The organism is Virgibacillus siamensis, from assembly GCF_039522605.1.
Classification (GTDB): Bacteria; Bacillota; Bacilli; order Bacillales; family Amphibacillaceae; genus Lentibacillus; species Lentibacillus siamensis.
In genome coordinates this window covers 289406-311170 of the sequence record NZ_BAAADS010000012.1, presented here as the reverse complement: position 1 = coordinate 311170, position 21765 = coordinate 289406, and the positions used below count along the sequence as shown (strand labels likewise).

The following is a 21765-nucleotide window of genomic DNA, read 5'->3' as shown; positions in this document are numbered from 1 at the left end:
TTAGTTACGTATTTGTAATAATCGCATCTACCGGAACATCATACGATTCAACAGGCAGCTCGTTAACCACTTGCTCCTCTGAGGCGAGTGAAACAGTCCGATTAGGGAAATCAGCCAAAAACCGATCATAATAACCACCGCCGAATCCAACACGATAACCTTTTTGGTCGAACAATAACCCAGGAGTGATCAGTAGATCAATCTCCTGCTTGTTCACTTTCTTACAATTATTCGGCTTTGGCTCAAGCAAATTATAGTAGACAATTTCCAGCTGATCATACGTATGTATCTGATAAAAATCCATCTTGCGCAATTTTGGAAGACACTTTGGAACGCAAACAGCTTTCCCTTCCTCCCAAGCTTTTTCAATTATCGGTCTTGTTGTCCATTCAAACCCATTCGAAACCGTTACACCAATTGAACGAGCTTCTTTCCAGCCATGGTAATGTAACAAATTATCCAAAAGCTTTTCCTCAATAAGCTTTCTTTCAGTGTCCGGAATATCTTTCAACCGTTTAATAGCTTGCTTTCGCATTTCTTTCTTATCCACAGCAATCCCCCCCCTATTACCATTAATAGCATATATTAAAAGGCCATAAAAGCACAAACGCCTGCATTACAACAAAACTCCCGTCACTATTTAAGGACAGGAGTTCTATACAAAAAATACCATTATTTTGTTTCGCGGTGCAATGTGTGTTTTTTAAGACGCGGGCTATATTTCATAAGCTCAATGCGTTCCGGATTTGTACGCTTATTTTTAGTAGTGATGTAATTGCGATCGCCTGTTTCTGTACATGCTAATGTAATGTTTACGCGCATAATAATTTCCCTCCAAACTGTAAAGTCCTGCTTTTCTACTGCTGTAAATTCTACTCAGACTTAACTATAATAGCAGAAGTACGGCAAATGTTCAAGAACATAAATGTTAAATTTTGATGATTTTCCTTTCGTTAATTGTATGTTATAACTATTAGAGAGGAATGGAGGGAAAACTATGATTTATGCAATAGCATCGGTCATTACAATCGCTGTTGTATTACTGATTTTATCGCTATTTATGAGCGACAGATTTGATGATGTCGAAAGCCAGGTGGAACAACTTTCCATTACCACAATGCAGGACACCCATCAGCTGAAAAAGAAAGTGAAAAATTTGGAAGAGGAATTGCTGTCGGATCACTCGTCGAACGACAGTGTACATAAAGGATAAGGATGAGGATAATATGAAACAAACAATCCGTTCATTTGCTTTGGGTCTGTTGGTGGCAGGGGTTATCATACTGGCAACCTTTTATTTTACCGCTGATAAGCGAGATGCTTCACAGAAATTATCAACTGATGAAATGATTGCCAGTATTGAAGATGAAGGATATCATGTGCTCAATGAATCGGAATACATTTCGGTTTCGGTCAACTCAGACAACAGTGAAAACAAAACCAAGGAAAAAGAACAGAATAAATCAACACAGAAAAATAAAGACACCGATAAGCAAAATAAAAAAAATGATGATAACAGTAACAATGATAAGTCTGACAGTGACAACAAATCGGAGGACTCTTCCAAAGAGGGTTCCGACAAAAAAGACACTGTTTCGTATACGCTAAAGATAAAATCCGGAATGGCTCCATCAGTCATCAGCAATAAACTGGCTGAAAATGATATTATTAATAATGCAGATAAATTTACCCGCTACATGGAAAACCATGACTATACAAAAAAAGTTCAATTGGGTAAATTTAAGTTCAACAGTGATATGAGTCATTATGAGATAGCGGAAAAACTGACGAATTAAGAGCGAAAGCAAATGCTTCCGCTCTTTTTTTAACAGCAAAAGGATGAAACCCTTTTTCATTAATTGCGTAATATAATATAAACGAGATAAATAATGTAGGCGGCAGCAAGCACCAATCCTTCACGCTTTCCAACCTTGAAGCTGGTCCTTGAAAAAACCAATAATACAACAGTTAGTAGAATCATGAGTATGACATCAATAAAAACTTTATCATCCACCGCTATTGGGGATATTGCGGCCGAGGATCCAAGGACAAATAAGATGTTGAAAATATTGCTCCCCACAATGTTTCCCAGTGCGATTTCACTTTCCTTTTTCAATGCTGCAGAAATAGATGTTACCAGTTCTGGAAGGGATGTTCCTATTGCAATAATCGTTAACCCCACTAAGGTTTCACTCATACCAAGTGAGTAAGCAATTTCTGTACCATTATCTACTACCAAATTCCCTCCAAATATTATTGCTGCAAGCCCTAATAAGGTAATAAATATATTTTTCCCCCAGGAGAGATCTTCAGGTACTGGTTCGTCCGCTGTATCTTTCCGGCTTTTTAAGCCAATCTCAATCACATAGTACATAAAGATGGTTAAAAACAATAAGAAGATGAATCCGTCACTGCGTGTAAGCAGATTGCTGCTGAACCCCTGCAATGCAATGTCACTCATAAGAATAAGCAATACTGTACTCGCTAGTAATGTAAATGGTATTTCCTTCTTAATGGTCTCACTTTCAACCTTCAAAGGATATAAAAAAGCAGCAGCCCCCACAACGAGGGTAATATTAAAAATGTTGCTTCCAACTACGTTACCCAGCGAAACATTGCCGCTTCCTTCCAGTGCTGCAATAATACTGACAGTCGCTTCCGGTGAACTTGTTCCAAAAGCCACAATGGTTAACCCAATTAAAATAGTTGGAACCCGGAGAAGTTTTGCAATATTGGAGGATCCGTTAACAAAAAGATCAGCTCCTTTTATCAACAATGCAAATCCAATAATTAATAAAATGTAAGCCATTCGTTGTTCTTCCCTTCTCATTCGCGTATTTGCTCACTGTTCAGGATTATCCCGCGCTGCCTTTATTTAGAAAATGATAATCGACCACTTTACCAATGTTTCCTGTGACGCCTGTAACTAGTATCATATCATTTATCCCTTTACTTTATATTAGTGTACTTCAATTGTTCATGTATTCATATACAACATATTATTCTTCTGCACATTTGATCAAATATGCCCAAATATAGGAAAAGGCTGCTTCAAATGGCAGCCCGTGGAAAATATCACACCTCCTTTATTATCCGAAGCGTCCGGTAATATAATCTTCAGTACGCTTATCCACCGGGTAGGAGAATAATTTATCTGTATTGTCATATTCAATCACTTCGCCATTCAGAAAAAAAGCAGTTTTATCAGAAATCCTCGCTGCCTGCTGCATGTTATGCGTAACAATTACAATACTGTAGTTCTGTTTCAGCGTATCAACCAGTTCTTCCACTTTTGATGTAGAAACAGGGTCCAATGCTGATGTCGGTTCATCCATCAAAATCACATCCGGTTCAATTGCCAGACATCTCGCAATACAGAGTCTTTGCTGCTGCCCGCCGGATAACCCGAGGGCATTCTCGTTCAACCGGTCCTTTACTTCATCCCAGAGTGCTGCACCCTTTAAACTTTTTTCAACAATTTCATCAAGTATCTGCCTTTTTTTAATCCCATGAATCTTCAGACCAAATACGATATTTTCATATACAGATTTTGGAAATGGATTTGGATTCTGAAATACCATACCAACCTTCGTGCGCAAATCTTCCACTTTATATTTTGCAGTTAGTATATTTTCATCTTTATACATAATCTTCCCGCTCATTTTGACAGATGGCACTAATTCCACCATGCGGTTAAGTGCTTTAATAAAGGTTGACTTGCCGCATCCAGAGGGACCAATGATTGCGGTCACCCTATTAACTGGAATGTCCAGATTAATCGTATGCAAAGCCTGTTTGTCTCCATACCAAAGGCTAAAATCGTCAACCGCATAAATGGATTTTTCCGGCTCAATATCATAATTCATTTCACCCAAACCAGGTGTATTTTTTTCAAGTGCTAAACTTTGCATGATATCTCCTCCTAGATTCGTTTGGAAAATTTATTTCGTATAATTACGGCGATCGAATTCATGAAAAGCAACATGAACAAGAGTACGATGATACCGGCTGCTGCAATAAGATGAAATCCGTCTTGCGGCCTCCCTGTCCAGTTAAATATTTGAATCGGAAGCACCGTAAAACCGGACCAGATATTTTCCGGTAAATACGCAATAAACGATAATGCCCCTATCATCAGCAGTGGTGCGGTCTCACCAATTGCACGGGAAAGTCCCAATATACCTCCCGTTAAAATCCCAGGCATTGCAGCAGGAAGGACAATACGCCGAACCGTTTGCCATTTTGTAGCCCCCATTGCATACGATGCTTCTTTTTGGTCGACAGGTACAGCACGAATAGCTTCCTGCGCAGCCACTACAATAATCGGCAGAATCAACAGACTCATCGTCAGTCCACCGGCCAAAATACTTCTACCCATTTCCAGCAGACGAACAAAAATGGCCAACCCCAATAGTCCATAGACAATGGATGGCACCCCGGCAAGATTCGATATATTCACCTTAATAAAATGGGTGAATTTGTTCCTGGTGGCGTATTCTTCAAGGTAAATGGCCGTTCCAACTCCAATCACCAATGAAACAGGTGCTGTAATAGTCATTAACCAGAATGATCCGACAATTGCTGCTTTGATGCCAGCTTTTTCCGGAAATCTGGAAGCAAAACTGGTTATGAACCCCCAATCCAAGTAACTGATCCCTTGTGTGATGATACGATATAACAAAATTGCCAGGATCGTTATTCCCACTGCAACGGCAAGAAAAAATAGCTGCTTTAAAAAATGGTTTGTTACAAGCCTTCTTGGCATCCTGCGTTGAATCACCTGTTTATCAACCAAATTCATACTAGTAATCCTCCTTGAAGCGACGAGAAATATATTGTGATAACAAGTTCATGCATAATGTGAAGACAAACAGCGTCATCCCCACAGCGTATATGCTGTAATACGTTGTTGACCCGTAAGATGCATCACCCAAACTAACCTGAACGATATATCCGGTCATTGTTTGAATTGAATCAGTTACGTTCATTGTCAGTTTTGGGGTTGATCCGGCAGCGACTGAAACAATCATTGTCTCTCCAATTGCCCGAGAAATCCCCAATACAAATGATGAAATAATTCCTGACAGTGCAGCAGGAACAACAATCTTCATAGCAACTTCCAATTTTGTCGCACCCATTGCCAGTGCACCTTCCCGCATTGCATTAGGAACTGAATTCATCGCATCCTCAGATAAGGAAGCAATCATTGGAATGATCATGATTCCTACAACAATTCCAGGACTAAGTGCATTGAAAATCGGCAGACTTGATATGAACTGCTGTAAAACAGGAGTTACGAAGGTCAAAGCGAAAAAACCGTAAACAATCGTTGGTATTCCTGCCAATACTTCTAAAATTGGCTTCACCACTTTGCGTATGTTATCAGAGGCGAATTCACTTAAATAAATTGCTGACGCAATACCGGTCGGAATCGACACAATCATTGCAATACCAGTAATTAATAAGGTCCCGGAAATAAGTGGGAGAATTCCATAACTCGGATTTTCACCAAATGGCCACCACTCAGTTCCGGTTAAAAAATCAATAAATGACACCCGACTGAAAAAAGTGAGTGTTTCAACTGATAACGTAATAACAATTCCGAGTGTGGTCAGTACAGAAATTATTGCACAAATAATGAAAACTGCTGGGGCTGCTTTTTCATTAAACCTGAGCAATAAGCGGTTTGATTTTTTTTCATTTATCATTTTTTTAACGTCAACAGACATATTTAGATACTCCTCCGCAAGATCATCAATTAATTCAATAATAAAGCAGGAAAGTGAGGTGAATAGAGAATTCACCTCTTTAGACCCTAACCTGCTTCAGGAAAGATTTATTCTGATTTATTTGCCTGCCAGATCTTTAATTTTATTTAAAGCATCTTCATATGCACTCTCAGGCTTGGCAACATATCCTACAGCCTCCGCCATTTTACCAGCATTTTCGAATGTATATTTCATAAAGTCATATACCGTTTCATTGTTCAGGGCATCGTTCTTTACATAGATGAACAGTGGTCTGGAAAATGGATTGTATTCACCGGACTGAATTGTTTCTTTACTGGGCATTATCGGTTTTCCTTCACCGTTTACTATGGGAACCGCCTTTAAATTGTCTTTGTTTTCAGCGTAATATGCGTAACCAAAATAGCCAATTCCGTGTTTAGAGCCTGTCACTCCCTGTACAAGAACATTGTCATCCTCCGACAACGTGGCATCTTTCCGGAATTGTGCATCTGCCAGAACCACTTCACTGAAATAGTCAAATGTCCCGGAATCTGCTCCTGGACTAAAAAATGTAATTTTTTGATCAGGCCATGCTTTATTTAAATCTGACCATGTTTCTACCCCGCCGTTTTCAGACCACATTTTTTTTAATTGCTCAACAGTCAGCTGATCCACCCAATCATTTTGTTTATTTACCACAATGGAGAGTCCATCAAGTGCAATTTCAAATTCTGTATAGTCAATTCCGTTTTCCTTCAGTAATTTCTTTTCTTCTTGTTCAATTGGCCTGGAAGCATTGGAGACATGTGTTTCACCAGCGATAAACTTTTCAAACCCGCCACCTGTACCGGAAACTCCGATATTTACTTTTGCATCCGGATTTGCCTTTTGATACTCTTCTGCTACTGCTTCTATAATCGGGAATACGGTAGATGATCCATCAACCTTGATTTCTGTTGAGGCATTTTCAGATGATCCTTTGTTGCCATCATTACTTCCACTCCCTTCTGCATTTCCGCATGCAGCCAAAACCAGTGTTGTCAGTAAAGCTGTCAACGTGACGAAAAAAAGTCTTTTCTTCAATTTCTAAGCCCCCTGTTATGGTTAATTGTCAGAAAAGATATGGCTTTTTCCTTTCCTGCAACTTCATCATAACGAACGAGTGTTAACTCCTTATTAATTACTTGTAAAGAATATGTAAAGTTATTGAATAACTTTAGAAAATCGCAGGCATTCGCCACGTCTTATTGAATTTTCTTATAAGGTCAACCAAAACATAACAAAAAAAGCCTGTAACCATGAATAATGGTCCAGACTTTTTAAAGCAGGTAAGAAAGCAAAAATGCTATTCGGATTTATTCTCTTTCTTCAATTCAAAGTAAGAATCAAGAATACGCTCTCCAATATTCTTACTGGTTGGATGTTGATTTAGTACAACACCAGCTTGGGGGACAACAACGGCAAAAGCCACTTCAGGCTTATTGTATGGTGCATATCCGACAAGCGTGTGATTTTCGGCTTCCATTATCTTTTTACCATCTTCGTAAATATCATTTTCAGCGGTACCTGTTTTGCCTGCTGGATTGTATGGTTTATCTGCAAAATGGGAATATGCTGTTCCATGGACTTCTTGATAAACCCTGCGAAAACCCTCCTGTACCCGATTCAGATATTTATCTTCCATGGTAATTTTATTCAATACTTGTGTATTAACACTTTTATATACCGGCCCTAAATCTTCCTCGTGGGGCACCGGAGTCCGAACTGACTTCAAAAAATGAGGTTGGACACGATAGCCGTCATTTGCAATCGTTGATACATACTGAGCAAGCTGCAGTGTAGTATATGTATCATACTGTCCAATCGCAAAGTCAAGCAAATTACCCGCTTTCGGATTAGGTCCTTCATATCCAACCGATTCATATGGAAAATCGACCCCGGTTGAAACACCAAGTCCAAATTGACTGAAATAATTCCGTATTTCCTGAAAAGCAGATGGATCAAAATTCAAGCTTTCATTCCGCTCGTAATTAAAATCCCCTCCCATTCGCATTGCAATATAAAACATATAAACGTTGGAAGAACGTTTCAACGCGTTTACATCGTTAATCAATCCCAGTTGCGAATACGAACTTTTCTCCGGTGTTCCGGCAATTTTAATTGGTGCATCATAAAACGTGGTTCCAATATCAATAACTCCCGATTCATAGCCGGAAAGTACAGTAGCACCTTTTATTGCAGAGCCTGGTTCATGGGCTGCATACAATGCTTTCAATCCGGCTTTTTCAAATTCATTCGTCTCCCGGTTATAGTGCTGTCCCGCCACTGCAAGGAGTTCTCCTGTCTGCGGATTCATAACGACAGCTAACGCATCATTCATATAACGGTTCTTGTATGGGTATTTCTGAATCCCCGCTTTTAATTCTTCACGCAGAATTTTATTAACTTTTTTCTGCAGCTTCATATTAACTGTCAGAACCAGATCCTTACCCCGCTGTCCTTCCACAACTACTTCGGAATCAATTACTTTTCCGTCATTGTTGGTTGTATACTGAATTTTTTCTTTCCGGCCACGCAACAGACTTTCATACTGTTCTTCGAGACCACTTTTACCGACCCGGTCATTTCGTTTATATCCGCGGGACAAATAGTAATTTTCCTTCTCGGCAAGAATACCTTGTGATTGGGATGTAATGGACCCAATAAAATTGCTGAACGTTTTACCATATGGTTTGACGCGGTCCCAATCAGTTGTGGCATTTATTCCATCAAGCATATCCAGATGTTCCGACACCTTGGCAAATTCCTCGGGCGTTACATTTTCGTTCTTAATAACATGTGGTGTCAACGTCATTGCCTGATCCATTTCTTTTTTAATTGCCATTACCTCAAGTTGTTTATCGGTAAAGCCATCAATTTTATCCTTTTTAATGCGTTTCAGAATGGTGTTATATTCCTTACTTGTATCCATTTTTTCAACTTCTTTATCGGAAAGAAGATTTTTTGCTTCCTCTGTATGATTAAGATACCAATACTCTTTTTTATTCCGTTCCGTAACCCCATACTCGCCATCTTCTTTTGGCATGGAAATAAAACGTGACAGTTTCTCAGCTACTTTCAGCCGTTTCTCCGCTGTAACACCTTTAGCCGGGGTGTAGGTTATGGAATAAAGCGGTTTATTACCAACGATTAAATTGTGATTCCGATCGTACATTCTTCCCCGCGGTACAGGTATTTCCGTATTTTCTTTTACCGTCTTATCAATTTCTTCCTGAAATTCTTCCCCGTTCAAAATTTGCACAACTCCAAGCTGCAAAACCAAGACTGAGAACAGCAGAAAAACGATAAAAAACAATATATTTAAACGAAAAGGAAGCTGTGCCTTTTTCTTTTTCGTCTTTCGTTGAACCATTGGACTCCCCCTAAATCTATACTTCCAAGTATTCTTATTATAGCATTAAAATACTGGAAATTCTAAGAGGATTATCGATCCTTTTCATCCGTTAATTGTTCCTTAATCATGAAATCTTTTTTATGCGGACTTCCCAAAAATATATCCTTTACAAAAAAGTAAATAAACAAATGGCCGGCGCCAAAGATGATTAATAAAAATGGGATAATCTTTTCAGCAGGAAACACATAAATAGCAATCAGGAAGGACAATATCGCCACAACCCGTCCAATATTGACAAACAATTCTCTGACCACAATATATTCGATTCGAAAATCCTTTGCTTTCCAAGCCTTTCCGATTACATCATACGTCATAGATACATACGGAACATTAATAATCGGGTAGGCAATACCAATTATCGCAGCATAAATCATAAGCTTATAATAAGAAATGTCGAACAATATAATGAAAATGGACACGTACAGCAGGATAGCACCGAATAAAATTGATTTTTTTCGCATGGACGGTTTAATCCATTTCGTCACAACAAAATAAAATACGAGTGACAGACCAGATAAAAACAAATTAAACATACCAAGGGCGAATTCACTCTTCGTAGTTAAATACACCCAAATCGCAATGACGAATAAAAAGATCCCTTCGCGCAGTCCCTGGAAAACGTGGGCATTTAAAATCTTGCCCCAGTTTTTATTATTCCGCTTTTCAATCAGTACACGTCTAAAATGAAATGATCCTTCTGCCTGTCTGCGTTTCAGAAAAAAACTGCAGATTACAGCACTAATAAACAAAACGAATGAAATCGTAAAAATCGTCGTGTATCCCATGGTAGCAGGCATTTTTAAAATAATGGTACCTGCCAGCAACGGACCAATCATGCCACCGAATGATTGAAGTATCCCTAAAAACCCGTTAAAAAAATCTCTCGACTCCGGTTCGGTTATTTCAAATGTCAGTACATTAAATGCCAGCCAATAAAATCCATAACCGATCCCCAGAAGGCTTCCCAGCAGAAAATTATAGACGGATGCATCCTCTGCAATAATAAGTACACTTAAAAAAAACAGGGATAATACGGTTACCCCCACTCTCAGGACAATCACCCTGTCAACCTTTTTCGCAATTTTCCCTGCAAAAATAAACGTAATTGGCTGCAACAGATATATTCCCAAATTGTACATTGCAATGGTTACATAATCACCTGACTGTTTCCATAAATATATGTTAACAAACGTGTTGGACAGAAATATGCCTAAGGCGTATAGTCCGCCTATTACCAGCAGGAATATTAAATCCTTGTCTATATCGACTTTGCCAGCTATATTCTGGATACTCTTGTGCATATCAATTGCTCCCCTTTAACTGCTATTAGTTTGAGCAAAATGCACGTAGATATGCACGGATATTTGAGCATTAAAAAGACACGGATATGAACTATCCGTGTCTTTGGCTTTTAATAATTATTACTTTGCAGCGTCATAATTTTTTGCAACTTCGTCCCAGTTTACAACGTTCCAGAATGCCGAAACATAATCAGGACGCTTGTTTTGATATTTTAAATAATAAGCGTGCTCCCAAACGTCAAGGCCAAGCAAAGGTGTTTTACCTTCCATCAAAGGTGTATCCTGATTTGGTGTACTCATGACTTCCAAATCACCATTATTAACTACAAGCCAAGCCCAGCCTGAACCAAAACGGCCTTTTGCAGCAGTTTCAAACTCTTCCTTGAATTTGTCGAAGCTGCCGAATTTACCATTTATTTTATCAGCAAGCTCACCTGTTGGCTCGCCGCCGCCGTTTGGTGACATTACTTTCCAGAATAAGCTGTGATTAGCATGTCCGCCGCCATTATTGCGGACAGCAGTGCGAATATTTTCCGGTACGGAATCAATGCTGCTTACTAGATCTTCAACTGATTTATTCTGAAGGTCCGCATTTCCTTCCACTGCGGCATTCAGTTTTGTAACATAAGTGTTATGATGCTTTGTGTGGTGGATGTTCATTGTTTCTTTATCGATTGTTGGTTCTAAAGCATCGTATGCGTAAGGTAGCTCTGGTAATTCAAATTTTGCCATTATTAATTCCTCCCACAAAAATATGTTTTTAAAGGATTGAAAATTCAACCTTTTAAAGCAAGCCTATCAGAGCTTGAATGCACTTGCAAATTATTTGCATACAAGTCTCTTCCCGCAAATACGTTCAAAAAAACATCCTTTTTCAGGGAATTAAAAAACAGGCTTTATGCCTGTTTTAATGATGGCTCCGGACGGAATCGAACCGCCGACACAGGGATTTTCAGTCCCTTGCTCTACCGACTGAGCTACAGAGCCGTATGATATTGGTAGTTTTAATCGTATTTAAATCTCCTGAGCTTGTGCGGCTCGTCGTGTTGCAGGTTATTTCAGTGACGCAGCACTTCTCGCAGGCCTTCTCCCAGAAACTTAATCATTAAAACGGACGGCTTGCTCTACCGACTGAGCTACAAAGCCGTATGTTACTTTTTCTGGGACATAATATGTATGGAGGAGGTAGAGGGATTCGAACCCCCGCGCGGTTTGACCCGCCTGTCGGTTTTCAAGACCGATCCCTTCAGCCAGACTTGGGTATACCTCCGAGCTAAAAATGGTGGACCCTGCAGGATTCGAACCTGCGACCGATCGGTTATGAGCCGATAGCTCTAACCAGCTGAGCTAAGGGTCCAACTATTTTTTTATGGGGCGACCGGTGGGGATCGAACCCACGTATGCCGGAGCCACAATCCGGTGCGTTAACCGCTTCGCCACGACCGCCGTTTATATGTAATTAAATGGTAGCGGCGGAGGGGATCGAACCCCCGACCTCACGGGTATGAACCGTACGCTCTCGCCAGCTGAGCTACACCGCCATATGGCTCCACAGGCAGGAATCGAACCTGCGACTAATCGGTTAACAGCCGATCGCTCTACCGCTGAGCTACTGTGGAATAGTCAAAAATATGTACGTTGATATAAAGGATTTTTATCAGCAACGAAATATAATTTACCATGTACGACAGATTCTGTCAATAACTTTTACACTTTTTTGTTTCCGGGCGCTTATCCCCTTTATTAAGCAACACCATATACTATAGCATGTTTATGTCAGGTTTTCAATAATATTTTCAACACAATTTTGGTGACGGCCATAGTTGCACGAATGCAGTAAAAATGGGTTTTATACTTAACTGCGAACATGAAGGGAGGCTGGGACAAATTAAAAAGTGTAACTCTAAAGACGAAAAAATCTAGAGACTAGCGGGGAAATATACGCAGACTCCTGCGGGAGGAAAGGCCTAGATGCGACCCCGCAGTGCGACGAGCACTACTTCTACCGAATCCCCTACCAGTTCCGAGGAGTGCTGCTTCTCCGAATATGCTTGCAACACGACGAGCACCAAGCACGAGGAGGGCTCAACAGCCGCCCGCGGTAAAGAAGACACAGCGAAAGTGATTTTCTTGGCAGATAAGAAAGTATAAAACTTTCTTACTGCATAAGTGCAACTATGGCTGTCACCTAAAGGCTTGGTGACAACCAAGTTTTCTAAAGCTGTTGTCGCACTTATGCTCGAAAGTGAAAGCGAAGTATATTTCCAGAGCGGCAGAGCTTACCATTTAATTCGTTTTTTCAGTTGATGAAACACTTTTGTCCCAGCCTCACCATTTCATTTTACATACTTTACAGAATTATTCCTCACCCAATACTTCTTCTGCAATATTGACTGCGTGGTCACCGATCCGTTCAAGGTTACTGATAATATCCACGAAGACAATTCCTGCAGATCCATTACATAATCCTTCGTTCATGCGAATGATATGTTTTTTGCGGTAGGTGCGCTCCATTTTATCAATCTGATCCTCTTTTTGAATCACAGCAAGCGCTTCTTCACGGTCATCCGAATCAAGTGCTTTAACCGCTTGTTTTACCGTCATAATCGTTAAATCAAACATATTGTTCAGATCGTCCTGAGCTTGTTCTGTTAACGTTACTTTGTTTGAAATCTTATAATCGATCAGTTCAATGATGTTTTCAAAATGATCACCAATTCGTTCAATATCGCGCACCGAGTTCATTAATGCAGTATGGCGGGCACTTTCCAGTTCAGACATCGATTCACCGGAAATATTCACAAGATATTCGGTTATTTTCTGATCCAGGTTATTCAATGCTCCCTCTACTTGCATAGCCATCTCGGAATGCTTTTGTGAATTTGTAGTGAGATACAGATTGGTCTCTTCAAGCCCCTTGGATGCATATTCACCCATACGAATTACTTCCGCCTTGGATTGATCCAATGCCAGAGCAGATGACTGTTGAATAAAAATTGGATCCAAATGCTTCGGTTTGTACTCGATTATGGTATCCTCACCAGGAATCATTTTCGTAACAATCCATGCCAACACTGCGATAAATGGAAATTGAATAATTGTATTTGCAAGGTTAAAGCTTCCGTGTGCAAAAGCAAGCGTCATTTCCGGGTTCAAATTTAAACTGGATTGCAAAAATATCACATAATTTGTAAATGCACCTAATAAGATAAGAAATACAGTTGTACCAACCAAGTTAAAAATAACATGCACAAATGCTGCCCGTTTTGCCGCTATGCTTGTACCAATTGAAGCCAGTATAGCCGTAACAGTTGTCCCAATGTTATCGCCAAATAATACCGGCAATGCTGCTCGGAGGTCGATTGCTCCTTCTGCAAACAGCCCCTGCAAAATACCTATCGTTGCACTGGAACTTTGAACTACAACTGTAAAGATTGTGCCGATGACAACACCTAAAATTGGGTTATCACTCATACTAACCGTTAAGTCATGGAACGATTCAAGTCCTTCCAGTGGTGCCATTGCATCTCCCATAAATTTCAAACCGAGGAATAATGCCCCGAAGCCAAAGATAGCCTGTCCAATATTACTGACTTTTTGACTTTTAAAGAAAAAGATCAGAAAGGCACCGACAGCTACAATCGGCAGTGCATATGCCTCCAAATCAATACCTATAATAAATGCGGTAACCGTTGTACCGATGTTGGCACCCATAATAACACCAATAGCTTGTCTGAGCGTCATAAAACCGGCATTTACCAAACCTACTGTCAATACTGTTGTACCAGAACTGCTTTGAATTAATATGGTTACAACCATACCTGCAAGCACACCTAAAAAAGGATTGCTTGTAAATTTGTCAAGAATATCACGGAGGCGATCCCCCGCAGACTTTTGCAGCCCTTCTCCCATAAACTTAATACCAAGTAAAAATATCCCCAGTCCACCAACAAATTCAAAAATCAGCTGTTGTACATCGATATCCAAAAGTTAATCAGTCCCTTTTCAAGAAGTAATAGCATAAGCATACCTTCACCATTATTAAAGAAATACAGACTATTTGTAAAGGATAAGAATAAAAACTTAACAATAAATTTACATTTCTCGACACTTCTATCATTATTAACTACCCGAACATTTTACTTTTGATGCAGAAACAGAAAAAAATACTCAAAAAACATAACGTCATTGAGTATTTTTCTCTTCTGTTCTTGTATTCACTTTTTCAACCAGAATCCGGGTTCCGTCAACCTGAACAACCTTTATTTTCGATTTTTCAGGAATCCATTGTCCATTGGAAATGGCACTGTAATATTTATTATTTACCTGTATGGTTCCGACCGGACGCAAGTTATTTAACGTTTCGCCTTCCTGATACAATAACCTGGCATACTCATTATTCATACTGTTATAACCTTTTTCAGAAGTCAATTTATCCATCAAAGTTATTTTTGTCCACATATTCCGTCGCTTGAAAACCTTCAAAAAGAAAAACGAGGAAGCTCCGCCAACCAAAACACCGATGACTGCATAAAGACCAGCATTAAGATTTGGGGCTGTAACAGCTACGGCAATCAGCATACATGCCATCCCTAACGTTGCCAACGTCCCATCATTAACCAGCTTTCCGTCAATAATAATAAGTAATAATCCGATAAAATACACAATAAGCATGATGATAAAGGAGCTTGTTTCCAGATATGCAGCAAAATAAACGGTGATAAAGGCTATACCCATCAAACCAAAGAACCCACGCATATTCACCAATATCTCACCGATTAAAAAAAGTGTGCCAAGCCCGGTAACCACAAAGCCAATCCAATCCAATGAGAATACATCCATGTGAGTGAACCTCCTTTTCCTGTCAGTATTAATACGCAAATACACTGCAAAATGTTTCAAAAAAGGGGCAAGTAATCATGAATCCACTCATAAAATTTGGTTTATTTATATTAGCATTATTGTTCATTATGAGTACGTATAAAGATTTAACGGTCGGAACAATGGATGATTCAAGCCATTCAGCCAGAAATCAGGTTACTTCTACAACATCTACACATTCACAAGCAGCCCATATAAAAGTACAGGAAGGTGAGACAGTTTTATCCATTGTTGAACAACTTAACCAGGAATCCGTACAAACCATCGATATTGATCAAATTCTGGATGATTTCAAAAGGTTAAACCCTGACGCCAAACCATTGAAAATTAAAGCTGGTAAATATTACTATTTCCCACTTTATTAGAAAACATGAAGTTTTTTTACAAAAGAAAAGAGGCTGATTATGATTTCTAATCAGCCTCCTTTCTCTATACAAATGGGAGCACAAATAATGTGATGATAATTGATGCTGCACCGGCAATAATAGCAATATTACCCAGTGTATCAGCACCTTTGCTTCTCGAAATGAAACCTAAAATAATCCCTGCAGCACCCAAGATAATCGGCATTACAAAGAATGAAATGACAGATAATGCGGCTCCTATCCAGCCGTATGCGCTGATTACATCTTCATCATGATCAACATCATTTGTTACATCATCGGCCGTCATTTCTGCAGCAAATTCTTCATCCCTTGTACTTTGTGGATCTTCGGTATTTATCCCTTGTCCATTCATATTTGTTGCTGCAATATCCTGGTCATCGAGTCGGTTTCTTTGCGGATCTCTTGCATCGTTAATCCGCTCTTCACGGGACTCATCCATACACTAAAACCTCGCTTCCTTTTTTGAGGTGCAAGCTTAGTTTATGGAGAAACCCAAAAAATAATAATGTAAGTTAATGGTATGAAGCTGATTCATAAACATTTTATGGGTATGTGCATATACTGTTTAAGCAATAAACGTAAAGGAGACCGAATATGACAAATTTCATAAAAGAACTGGTTATGAATAAGCTAAAGCAATTATCGGCAGATGAGCTGCTTCACTACAGCAACCAATATGGTTTCAGCATAAGTTTGAATCAGGCAAAACAGATTGAAACGTATTTGAAACAAAACACCGTTGATCCATTCAGTAAAACTGGACAGAAGCAACTGTATAAAGACCTGACACAAATAACAGATCAACGTACTGCTCAAAAAGCACAGCGATTATTCGAAAAAATGATCCAGGAACATGGATTGGAGTATTTGTTTTAACCAATCAAAATTCTGAGCCGCCCGCAGTAAAAAAACACAGCGAAAGTTTTTAGCCGATGCCGAGTTTATGCAGGCAGCAGTGAATATTTTCGGGGCGGCCAATGCACTATTTCCTATTTCCAAATTATTACAGGATTTTTCTTTTAATATGTCCCAGTCAGTGGCTTATTGATTTACAATCTGATCTTTTAAATCAGGAATAAATTTACCGTTTTTAATCATTTCAATTTCGAATTTATATGGCGGCTTTTTATTCTTTTTATCTTCCCCAACATACGGTGTTTCCAAAATCTTAGGCAGTTCACTCAATTGTGGGTGCGTGATGACATAATGCAATGCATCAAAACCAATATGACCGAAGCCGATATTTTCGTGCCTATCCTTATGTGCTCCCTGCACATTTTTACTGTCGTTCACATGGACAACCTTCAGTCGATCAAGTCCGATAATTTTATCGAATTCATTTAATACGCCATCAAAATCATCAACTACATTATAGCCTGCATCGTGAATATGGCATGTATCCAAACAGACCGATAACTTATCATTATGTTTGACACCATCAAAAATTTTCGCTAATTCATCAAAGGACCTGCCAATTTCTGTACCCTTACCAGCCATGGTTTCCAGGGCAATTTGCACGTCTTTGTCTTTTTCAAGCACTTCATTTAACCCTTCAATAATTTTTTCAATCCCTTTATCAGCACCAGCACCAACATGTGCGCCTGGGTGAAGCACAATTTGTTTTGCACCGATAGCTGCTGTTCGGTCGATTTCATTACGCAGGAAAGAAACGCCAAGTTCAAATGTTTCTTTTTTGACGGTATTCCCGATGTTAATAATATAAGGCGCATGCACAACCAGATCTACAATCCCATTTTCCTGCATGTGTTCCCTGCCAGCTTCAATATTAAGCTCTTCGACAGGCTTTCTCCTGGTGTTTTGTGGTGCACCAGTATAAATCATAAACGCATTCGAACCATACGATGCAGCTTCCTCACTTGAACCAAGAAGCATTTTCTTTCCACTCATTGATACGTGTGATCCAATTTTTAACAATATTCTCCACTCCCATTATTTTCTTTTTGGTTTTGTTTTTTTAGCAATACGATTCTTTATTCGTTCCTGCTCTTTTTTCATCTTTTTCTTATATCCAGGCTTTACCTTCTTCTTACGTCGAACCTGTTGCCATGCCTGCTGGTCCAGATTGTTGGAAGTTTTTGAACGTTTGCTGCGTTCATTCCAGGATTTAGCATCCTGCCAATGCCCTTTTTTTACATCGCAATAAATGAATTTAAGACCCTTTTGATCCAGCTTGCTGATCAGTTTTTCATCCTGTTCATTGTACAAACTGATTGCAGTTCCTTCCAATCCCGCACGTGCTGTCCTCCCTGTACGATGGATATAAAATTCTTCTTCTTTCGGCAACTGTGCATTGATAACATGGCTCACACCTTTAATATCAATACCCCTTGATGCAAGATCAGTTGCAACGATGTATTGATAACGAAGGTTTTGTATATCTTTTAATACCCTCTTCCGTTCCCTTGGCTTCAATCCGCCGTGGATCAGCCCAACGTCTAGTCCTCTTTGCTGAAGAAGGGATGACAGGTCATCAGCAAGGTCTTTCCCATTGGTGAAAATAATCGCCAAATATGGATGAATTGCTTTTGAAATCTCCATGATAATATCCGCTGCATTACGATGCTTTACGGCAATCAATCTATGTTCCATCTTTTCCGGGACAGGTTTATCATCAATTTTAACATGTAATGGGTTTTCAAGATATTTTCTGAAAAAATACTCCAAACGTTGTGGAATGGTAGCTGAAAATACAAGAAGCTGAATATCCGTATGTGCCCGCACAAGCAGCTGATCGACATCATTAATAAATCCTAAATCAAGCATCAAATCAGCCTCATCAATTACAAATGAATCAGCCTTATATATCGAAATAGCGTCATTTTTAACCATATCCAAAATCCGGCCGGGAGTTCCAATAATAATGTGTGGAGGCTTTTGTGACAGTTTTTCAGTCATCCGCTTTTTGTCTGTACCGCCAACTAATAATTTTACTTTCCAGTTATTTTCCTTATCCGCGAATCGGATTAACTTTTTTACTTCCTCGTGTATTTGCATGGCTAGTTCCCTGGTAGGTGCAGTAATAACAGACTGTACTTCCCGTCTGTTTTCATCAATCTTGTCAAATAACGGCAGCAAATAAGCATGGGTCTTACCGGATCCGGTATGTGACTGACCAATAACACTTGACCCATTCAGTATATCAGGGATAATCTTTTGCTGAATTTCAGTCGGCTTCCTGAATCCGAGCTGCTGTATCGACTTTTCAATAGCCGTATTAAACTGGAACCTTTTAAATTCATTCTCCATGGTTTGTGCTCCTTCTTGGCAATAGTGATTCTTTTAAAAAGATTATTAAATGAACTGGAATGGGTCTGTATTCACCTTAGAAACGATAATTTCCAGTTCTGTATCATGATACGTCCGTTCCAAAAATTCCTTTGTTGCATGTTTCATGATTTTTTCTGCGTAATGCCCTGGATCAATGACAGACAACCCTGCCTGCCATGCATCCTGTGCCGCATGAAATGTCATGTCACCGGTAATATATACATCGGCACCCATTTCCAGTGCATTCTCCCAATATTTTTCTCCGCTTCCGGCTAAAATGGCTACCGACTTGATTTTCTTTGACAGATCACCTGTAATCCGGAGATTTTTTATGTCAAGCATCTTTTTCACATGCTCACCAAATGATTTTAAACTCACGTCTGTCTTTAGCTTACCAATTCTGCCAACACCAAGTGTTATACCTTTATTCTCCATTGGATAAATATCGTAGGCAGGCTCCTCGTATGGATGAGATGTTGTGATGGCGTTAAGAACAGGAGCAAGCTTCGGCTGGGGAACGATTGATTCAATTTTTACCTCATCAACAAATTCCAGTTCATTTGCTGTACCGATGTAAGGATTTGTCCCTTCCAGCGGCATAAAGGTGCCCTGTCCTGACGTTTGAAATGTACAATGACTATAATTACCAATATGCCCTGCGCCGCTTTCACTGATAGCGTTCCTGACTTCATCGGCATGTGTGTTCGGCACGTAAACCGTCACTTTTACGAGCTTTTCTGTATACTCGGGAAGCAGAGTTTGTCTGTCCTCTATGCCGAGTGAATCACATAACATATCATTCACACCGCCTTCTGCCGCATCCAGATTCGTATGTGCGGCATATACGGAAATATCATGCTGGATAAGCTTTTGCAGAATACGCCCCTTTGTATCATCCATATCCAGCTTTTTCAATGATTTAAATAATAGCGGATGATGGGCAATAATTAAATCAACTTCTTGGTCAATCGCTTCATCAACGACAGATTCCAGAACATCCAGCGTAATCATTACCTTTTCCACTTGTTTATGATACGAACCAGTCTGCAGCCCAACATTATCCCAATTATAAGCTAAAAATCCCGGTGCCCATGTTTCCATGACATCAAATATTTCGCTGCTCTTTATTTCTTGCTTCGTCATGCAAAACCTCCTCAATCCACTTAATTTCAGTGCCGATTTTCTCCAATTTTATCTGATCCTGAACCTTTGCCTTTTTTAATTGCGAAATTACCCGCAGCCGCTTTTCTTTTTGTCTTTCCCATTTTTGGCGAAAGAGTGTGGGTTTCGTTTTCAGGAAAAGCGGACCAAATAATAGCCGCTTCTCCAAGTTTTCATCCGTCACATGTTCGGTGTCCCGACCCTTGTCCGCAACAATTACCTCATAGATATGTCCGTTTTCTTCCATAATCGATTCATGTGTGATGTGATAGTTGTTCATCCAAAACCATTTCCGAACACTGCGTTCATCAACATTGGGCTGGGTAATGATACGATTAGTCCGACCAAGTTTCTCCCTACCATTTTTTAGAATGGACGTGATTAATGTACCACCCATTCCGGCAATCACAAGTTGATCCACCTCATTTTCATTCAATACTTCCAAGCCATCACCAAGACGAACTTCTATTTGTGAAGATAAGTTATGATGATTTACAGAAGCTGCTGCACTATTATACGGTCCCTGACTTACTTCACCGGCTATAGCGAACACCTCCGTACCCCGCTGGCAGACATAACAAGGCAAATATGCATGATCGGATCCGATATCTGCGAAGACAACTCCTTCCTCAATATACGATGCTACCAATTTCAAACGTTTTGAAAGCTTTACTAAACTTGACATGCCATTCTCCTTCAATAGCATAAAAGAGCAAGCTTGCTGCATGATACCAGTAAGCTCACTCTTTTTAGCAATTTCTTATCTTCTATAAAATAGTCCAGGTTATTTTTTCTGGGAGAGCCATTTTGCAACTGCATCTGCTTCCTTGCCCTGTAATAACCCAGGAGGCATTCCAGCATCAGGGAATCCGTTTTTGATTATGTCCCTAATTTCTTTCTTGGAGTACTTGGATCCAACCTTTTGAAGATTCGGTCCAACTCCACCGGAAAGATCTGCACCATGACAGCTTGCACAAGTACTTTCAAAAATTTTGGCAGGATCGGTTGAGGTTGTTTCACCACCCTTAGAATCTCCAGACTGGGATTCGCCCGATGACTGCTCCTGCTTTTCACCGCCATTCTCATGCTCATCCTCAATTGCCTGACGCTGGTCGATACCAACAACTGAGATAATAATTACTAAAAATATACCTACAACAGCAATGATGGCATACGGGATGACCGGGTTGTTTTTCATTCTGCTTCCTCCTTATGTAATCCCTTATTCTATTTTTAAAGCTATATCTATTTTACTTTAAAAACAATTTAGTTTAAAGGGATAAGATGTGAATTTTTTAATAACGTAACAGATGGTAACCAGATAACCGTTCATCCCGCTTATCACAGTCAAAAAAAGCGTGTCCGTTCGGTTATCGGCCATCATACTCTTAGTGTTACCCGCAGCTTATGAAATAACCATTTGTTTTACTCTTTTATAAAAAACAAGGAGATTAGAATAGACCACAAACAACTACAGTACTACAGTTTGCAGTACTGCTATCCAGTTGAACTGTATGATTATTCATATGGCTCAGGGCAAATTTGAAATTTGAAATAACAATATA

The 21765-nt window shown here is 39.6% G+C and carries 22 protein-coding genes and 6 tRNA genes; 4 read left to right on the top strand and 24 right to left on the bottom strand.

The features are described from left to right. Positions 1-4: 4 nt before the first annotated feature. Both ABD010_RS09710 and rpmG read right to left on the bottom strand, forming a co-directional pair. Positions 5-550, bottom strand: coding sequence for a 5-formyltetrahydrofolate cyclo-ligase (locus tag ABD010_RS09710; protein ID WP_343812450.1), 546 nt, complete (start codon positions 548-550; stop codon positions 5-7). A gap of 122 nt (positions 551-672) precedes the next feature. Continuing rightward, entirely contained in the window at positions 673-822 is a 150-nt protein-coding gene (gene rpmG, locus ABD010_RS09705) for a 50S ribosomal protein L33 (protein ID WP_021291115.1), read from the bottom strand. A gap of 175 nt (positions 823-997) precedes the next feature. On the opposite strand from rpmG, the gene ABD010_RS09700 reads away from it, so the two are divergent. Both ABD010_RS09700 and ABD010_RS09695 read left to right on the top strand, forming a co-directional pair. After that, entirely contained in the window at positions 998-1213 is a 216-nt protein-coding gene (locus ABD010_RS09700) for a hypothetical protein (RefSeq protein WP_343812446.1), read from the top strand. A 13-nt stretch (positions 1214-1226) separates the two neighbouring features. Beyond that, positions 1227-1796 (top strand): hypothetical protein, encoded by a 570-nt coding sequence (locus tag ABD010_RS09695; RefSeq protein WP_343812444.1) that lies wholly within the window; start codon positions 1227-1229, stop codon positions 1794-1796. A 59-nt stretch (positions 1797-1855) separates the two neighbouring features. Here the strand turns inward: ABD010_RS09695 and ABD010_RS09690 are convergent, their stop codons facing one another. The 16 genes from ABD010_RS09690 to ABD010_RS09615 form a co-directional block, all read right to left on the bottom strand. Next, on the bottom strand, positions 1856-2809 hold the full coding sequence (locus tag ABD010_RS09690) for a calcium/sodium antiporter (RefSeq protein ID WP_343812442.1): 954 nt from the start codon (positions 2807-2809) through the stop codon (positions 1856-1858). Between the two features lie 280 nt (positions 2810-3089). Further along, positions 3090-3866 (bottom strand): phosphate ABC transporter ATP-binding protein PstB, encoded by a 777-nt coding sequence (pstB, locus tag ABD010_RS09685; protein WP_343812624.1) that lies wholly within the window; start codon positions 3864-3866, stop codon positions 3090-3092. A gap of 56 nt (positions 3867-3922) precedes the next feature. Beyond that, a complete protein-coding gene (gene pstA, locus ABD010_RS09680; protein ID WP_343812440.1) occupies positions 3923-4801 on the bottom strand; it encodes a phosphate ABC transporter permease PstA in 879 nt (292 codons plus the stop codon). A gap of 1 nt (position 4802) precedes the next feature. After that, positions 4803-5729 (bottom strand): phosphate ABC transporter permease subunit PstC, encoded by a 927-nt coding sequence (gene pstC / locus ABD010_RS09675; protein WP_343812438.1) that lies wholly within the window; start codon positions 5727-5729, stop codon positions 4803-4805. Between the two features lie 117 nt (positions 5730-5846). Beyond that, complete coding sequence (locus tag ABD010_RS09670; RefSeq protein ID WP_343812436.1) at positions 5847-6812, bottom strand: PstS family phosphate ABC transporter substrate-binding protein; 966 nt, start codon at positions 6810-6812, stop codon at positions 5847-5849. 262 nt (positions 6813-7074) lie between these two features. After that, the gene (locus ABD010_RS09665) at positions 7075-9141 is read right to left on the bottom strand and encodes a peptidoglycan D,D-transpeptidase FtsI family protein (RefSeq protein ID WP_343812434.1); all 2067 of its coding nucleotides are present in this window, start codon (positions 9139-9141) and stop codon (positions 7075-7077) included. A gap of 71 nt (positions 9142-9212) precedes the next feature. Continuing rightward, positions 9213-10484, bottom strand: a complete 1272-nt coding sequence (locus ABD010_RS09660; RefSeq protein ID WP_343812433.1) for an MFS transporter — start codon at positions 10482-10484, stop codon at positions 9213-9215. Positions 10485-10604: 120 nt separating this feature from the next. Beyond that, positions 10605-11216, bottom strand: a complete 612-nt coding sequence (gene sodA, locus ABD010_RS09655) for a superoxide dismutase SodA (RefSeq protein WP_343812431.1) — start codon at positions 11214-11216, stop codon at positions 10605-10607. A 182-nt stretch (positions 11217-11398) separates the two neighbouring features. After that, positions 11399-11471, bottom strand: a tRNA-Phe gene (locus ABD010_RS09650). 190 nt (positions 11472-11661) lie between these two features. Then, positions 11662-11754, bottom strand: a tRNA-Ser gene (locus ABD010_RS09645). 10 nt (positions 11755-11764) lie between these two features. Next, positions 11765-11841: transfer RNA gene (locus ABD010_RS09640), tRNA-Ile, on the bottom strand. Between the two features lie 13 nt (positions 11842-11854). Beyond that, positions 11855-11930: transfer RNA gene (locus ABD010_RS09635), tRNA-His, on the bottom strand. An 18-nt stretch (positions 11931-11948) separates the two neighbouring features. After that, positions 11949-12025, bottom strand: a tRNA-Met gene (locus ABD010_RS09630). A 3-nt stretch (positions 12026-12028) separates the two neighbouring features. After that, positions 12029-12103 (bottom strand) — tRNA-Asn (locus ABD010_RS09625). Between the two features lie 739 nt (positions 12104-12842). Next, positions 12843-14471, bottom strand: a complete 1629-nt coding sequence (locus tag ABD010_RS09620) for a Na/Pi cotransporter family protein (protein WP_343812429.1) — start codon at positions 14469-14471, stop codon at positions 12843-12845. Positions 14472-14669: 198 nt separating this feature from the next. Then, positions 14670-15326, bottom strand: a complete 657-nt coding sequence (locus ABD010_RS09615; protein WP_343812427.1) for an NfeD family protein — start codon at positions 15324-15326, stop codon at positions 14670-14672. A 77-nt stretch (positions 15327-15403) separates the two neighbouring features. Here ABD010_RS09615 and ABD010_RS09610 point away from each other — a divergent pair, with 77 nt between their 5' ends. Then, the gene (locus ABD010_RS09610) at positions 15404-15730 is read left to right on the top strand and encodes a hypothetical protein (protein WP_343812425.1); all 327 of its coding nucleotides are present in this window, start codon (positions 15404-15406) and stop codon (positions 15728-15730) included. Between the two features lie 64 nt (positions 15731-15794). Here ABD010_RS09610 and ABD010_RS09605 read toward each other — a convergent pair whose 3' ends face one another. Then, positions 15795-16190 carry a hypothetical protein gene (locus ABD010_RS09605; protein WP_343812423.1) on the bottom strand — a complete coding sequence of 132 codons (396 nt, stop codon included), beginning with the start codon at positions 16188-16190 and terminating at the stop codon, positions 15795-15797. Positions 16191-16345: 155 nt separating this feature from the next. On the opposite strand from ABD010_RS09605, the gene ABD010_RS09600 reads away from it, so the two are divergent. After that, positions 16346-16627 carry a DUF2624 domain-containing protein gene (locus ABD010_RS09600; RefSeq protein WP_343812421.1) on the top strand — a complete coding sequence of 94 codons (282 nt, stop codon included), beginning with the start codon at positions 16346-16348 and terminating at the stop codon, positions 16625-16627. 165 nt (positions 16628-16792) lie between these two features. On the opposite strand, the gene ABD010_RS09595 is transcribed toward ABD010_RS09600, so the two are convergent. The 5 genes from ABD010_RS09595 to ABD010_RS09575 all read right to left on the bottom strand — a co-directional run bounded on the left by ABD010_RS09595 (position 16793) and on the right by ABD010_RS09575 (position 21398). Continuing rightward, complete coding sequence (locus tag ABD010_RS09595) at positions 16793-17686, bottom strand: deoxyribonuclease IV (RefSeq protein ID WP_343812419.1); 894 nt, start codon at positions 17684-17686, stop codon at positions 16793-16795. A 15-nt stretch (positions 17687-17701) separates the two neighbouring features. Then, positions 17702-19018: a DEAD/DEAH box helicase gene (locus ABD010_RS09590; RefSeq protein WP_343812417.1), complete on the bottom strand. Its 1317-nt coding sequence runs from the start codon at positions 19016-19018 to the stop codon at positions 17702-17704. A gap of 45 nt (positions 19019-19063) precedes the next feature. Next, positions 19064-20182, bottom strand: a complete 1119-nt coding sequence (locus ABD010_RS09585) for a Nif3-like dinuclear metal center hexameric protein (RefSeq protein ID WP_343812416.1) — start codon at positions 20180-20182, stop codon at positions 19064-19066. Next, entirely contained in the window at positions 20145-20885 is a 741-nt protein-coding gene (locus ABD010_RS09580; protein WP_343812415.1) for a tRNA (adenine(22)-N(1))-methyltransferase, read from the bottom strand. Before ABD010_RS09580 ends, ABD010_RS09585 begins: the two co-directional genes overlap by 38 nt. 99 nt (positions 20886-20984) lie before the next feature. Then, positions 20985-21398 (bottom strand): c-type cytochrome, encoded by a 414-nt coding sequence (locus ABD010_RS09575; RefSeq protein ID WP_343812414.1) that lies wholly within the window; start codon positions 21396-21398, stop codon positions 20985-20987. Positions 21399-21765: the final 367 nt, after the last annotated feature.

What these genes read in the sequence shown, in the direction of transcription:
- sodA (WP_343812431.1), bottom strand. Translation starts at nt 11,216, where the DNA reads ATGGCAAAATTTGAATTACCAGAGCTACCTTACGCATACGATGCTTTA.
- pstA (WP_343812440.1), bottom strand. Translation starts at nt 4,801, where the DNA reads ATGAATTTGGTTGATAAACAGGTGATTCAACGCAGGATGCCAAGAAGG.
- ABD010_RS09585 (WP_343812416.1), bottom strand. Translation starts at nt 20,182, where the DNA reads ATGACGAAGCAAGAAATAAAGAGCAGCGAAATATTTGATGTCATGGAA.
- ABD010_RS09605 (WP_343812423.1), bottom strand. Translation starts at nt 16,190, where the DNA reads ATGGATGAGTCCCGTGAAGAGCGGATTAACGATGCAAGAGATCCGCAA.
- ABD010_RS09600 (WP_343812421.1), top strand. Translation starts at nt 16,346, where the DNA reads ATGACAAATTTCATAAAAGAACTGGTTATGAATAAGCTAAAGCAATTA.
- ABD010_RS09610 (WP_343812425.1), top strand. Translation starts at nt 15,404, where the DNA reads ATGAATCCACTCATAAAATTTGGTTTATTTATATTAGCATTATTGTTC.
- ABD010_RS09695 (WP_343812444.1), top strand. Translation starts at nt 1,227, where the DNA reads ATGAAACAAACAATCCGTTCATTTGCTTTGGGTCTGTTGGTGGCAGGG.
- ABD010_RS09660 (WP_343812433.1), bottom strand. Translation starts at nt 10,484, where the DNA reads ATGCACAAGAGTATCCAGAATATAGCTGGCAAAGTCGATATAGACAAG.
- pstB (WP_343812624.1), bottom strand. Translation starts at nt 3,866, where the DNA reads ATGAATTATGATATTGAGCCGGAAAAATCCATTTATGCGGTTGACGAT.
- ABD010_RS09590 (WP_343812417.1), bottom strand. Translation starts at nt 19,018, where the DNA reads ATGGAGAATGAATTTAAAAGGTTCCAGTTTAATACGGCTATTGAAAAG.
- ABD010_RS09615 (WP_343812427.1), bottom strand. Translation starts at nt 15,326, where the DNA reads ATGGATGTATTCTCATTGGATTGGATTGGCTTTGTGGTTACCGGGCTT.
- ABD010_RS09690 (WP_343812442.1), bottom strand. Translation starts at nt 2,809, where the DNA reads ATGGCTTACATTTTATTAATTATTGGATTTGCATTGTTGATAAAAGGA.
- ABD010_RS09665 (WP_343812434.1), bottom strand. Translation starts at nt 9,141, where the DNA reads ATGGTTCAACGAAAGACGAAAAAGAAAAAGGCACAGCTTCCTTTTCGT.
- ABD010_RS09700 (WP_343812446.1), top strand. Translation starts at nt 998, where the DNA reads ATGATTTATGCAATAGCATCGGTCATTACAATCGCTGTTGTATTACTG.
- ABD010_RS09575 (WP_343812414.1), bottom strand. Translation starts at nt 21,398, where the DNA reads ATGAAAAACAACCCGGTCATCCCGTATGCCATCATTGCTGTTGTAGGT.
- pstC (WP_343812438.1), bottom strand. Translation starts at nt 5,729, where the DNA reads ATGTCTGTTGACGTTAAAAAAATGATAAATGAAAAAAAATCAAACCGC.
- rpmG (WP_021291115.1), bottom strand. Translation starts at nt 822, where the DNA reads ATGCGCGTAAACATTACATTAGCATGTACAGAAACAGGCGATCGCAAT.
- ABD010_RS09580 (WP_343812415.1), bottom strand. Translation starts at nt 20,885, where the DNA reads ATGTCAAGTTTAGTAAAGCTTTCAAAACGTTTGAAATTGGTAGCATCG.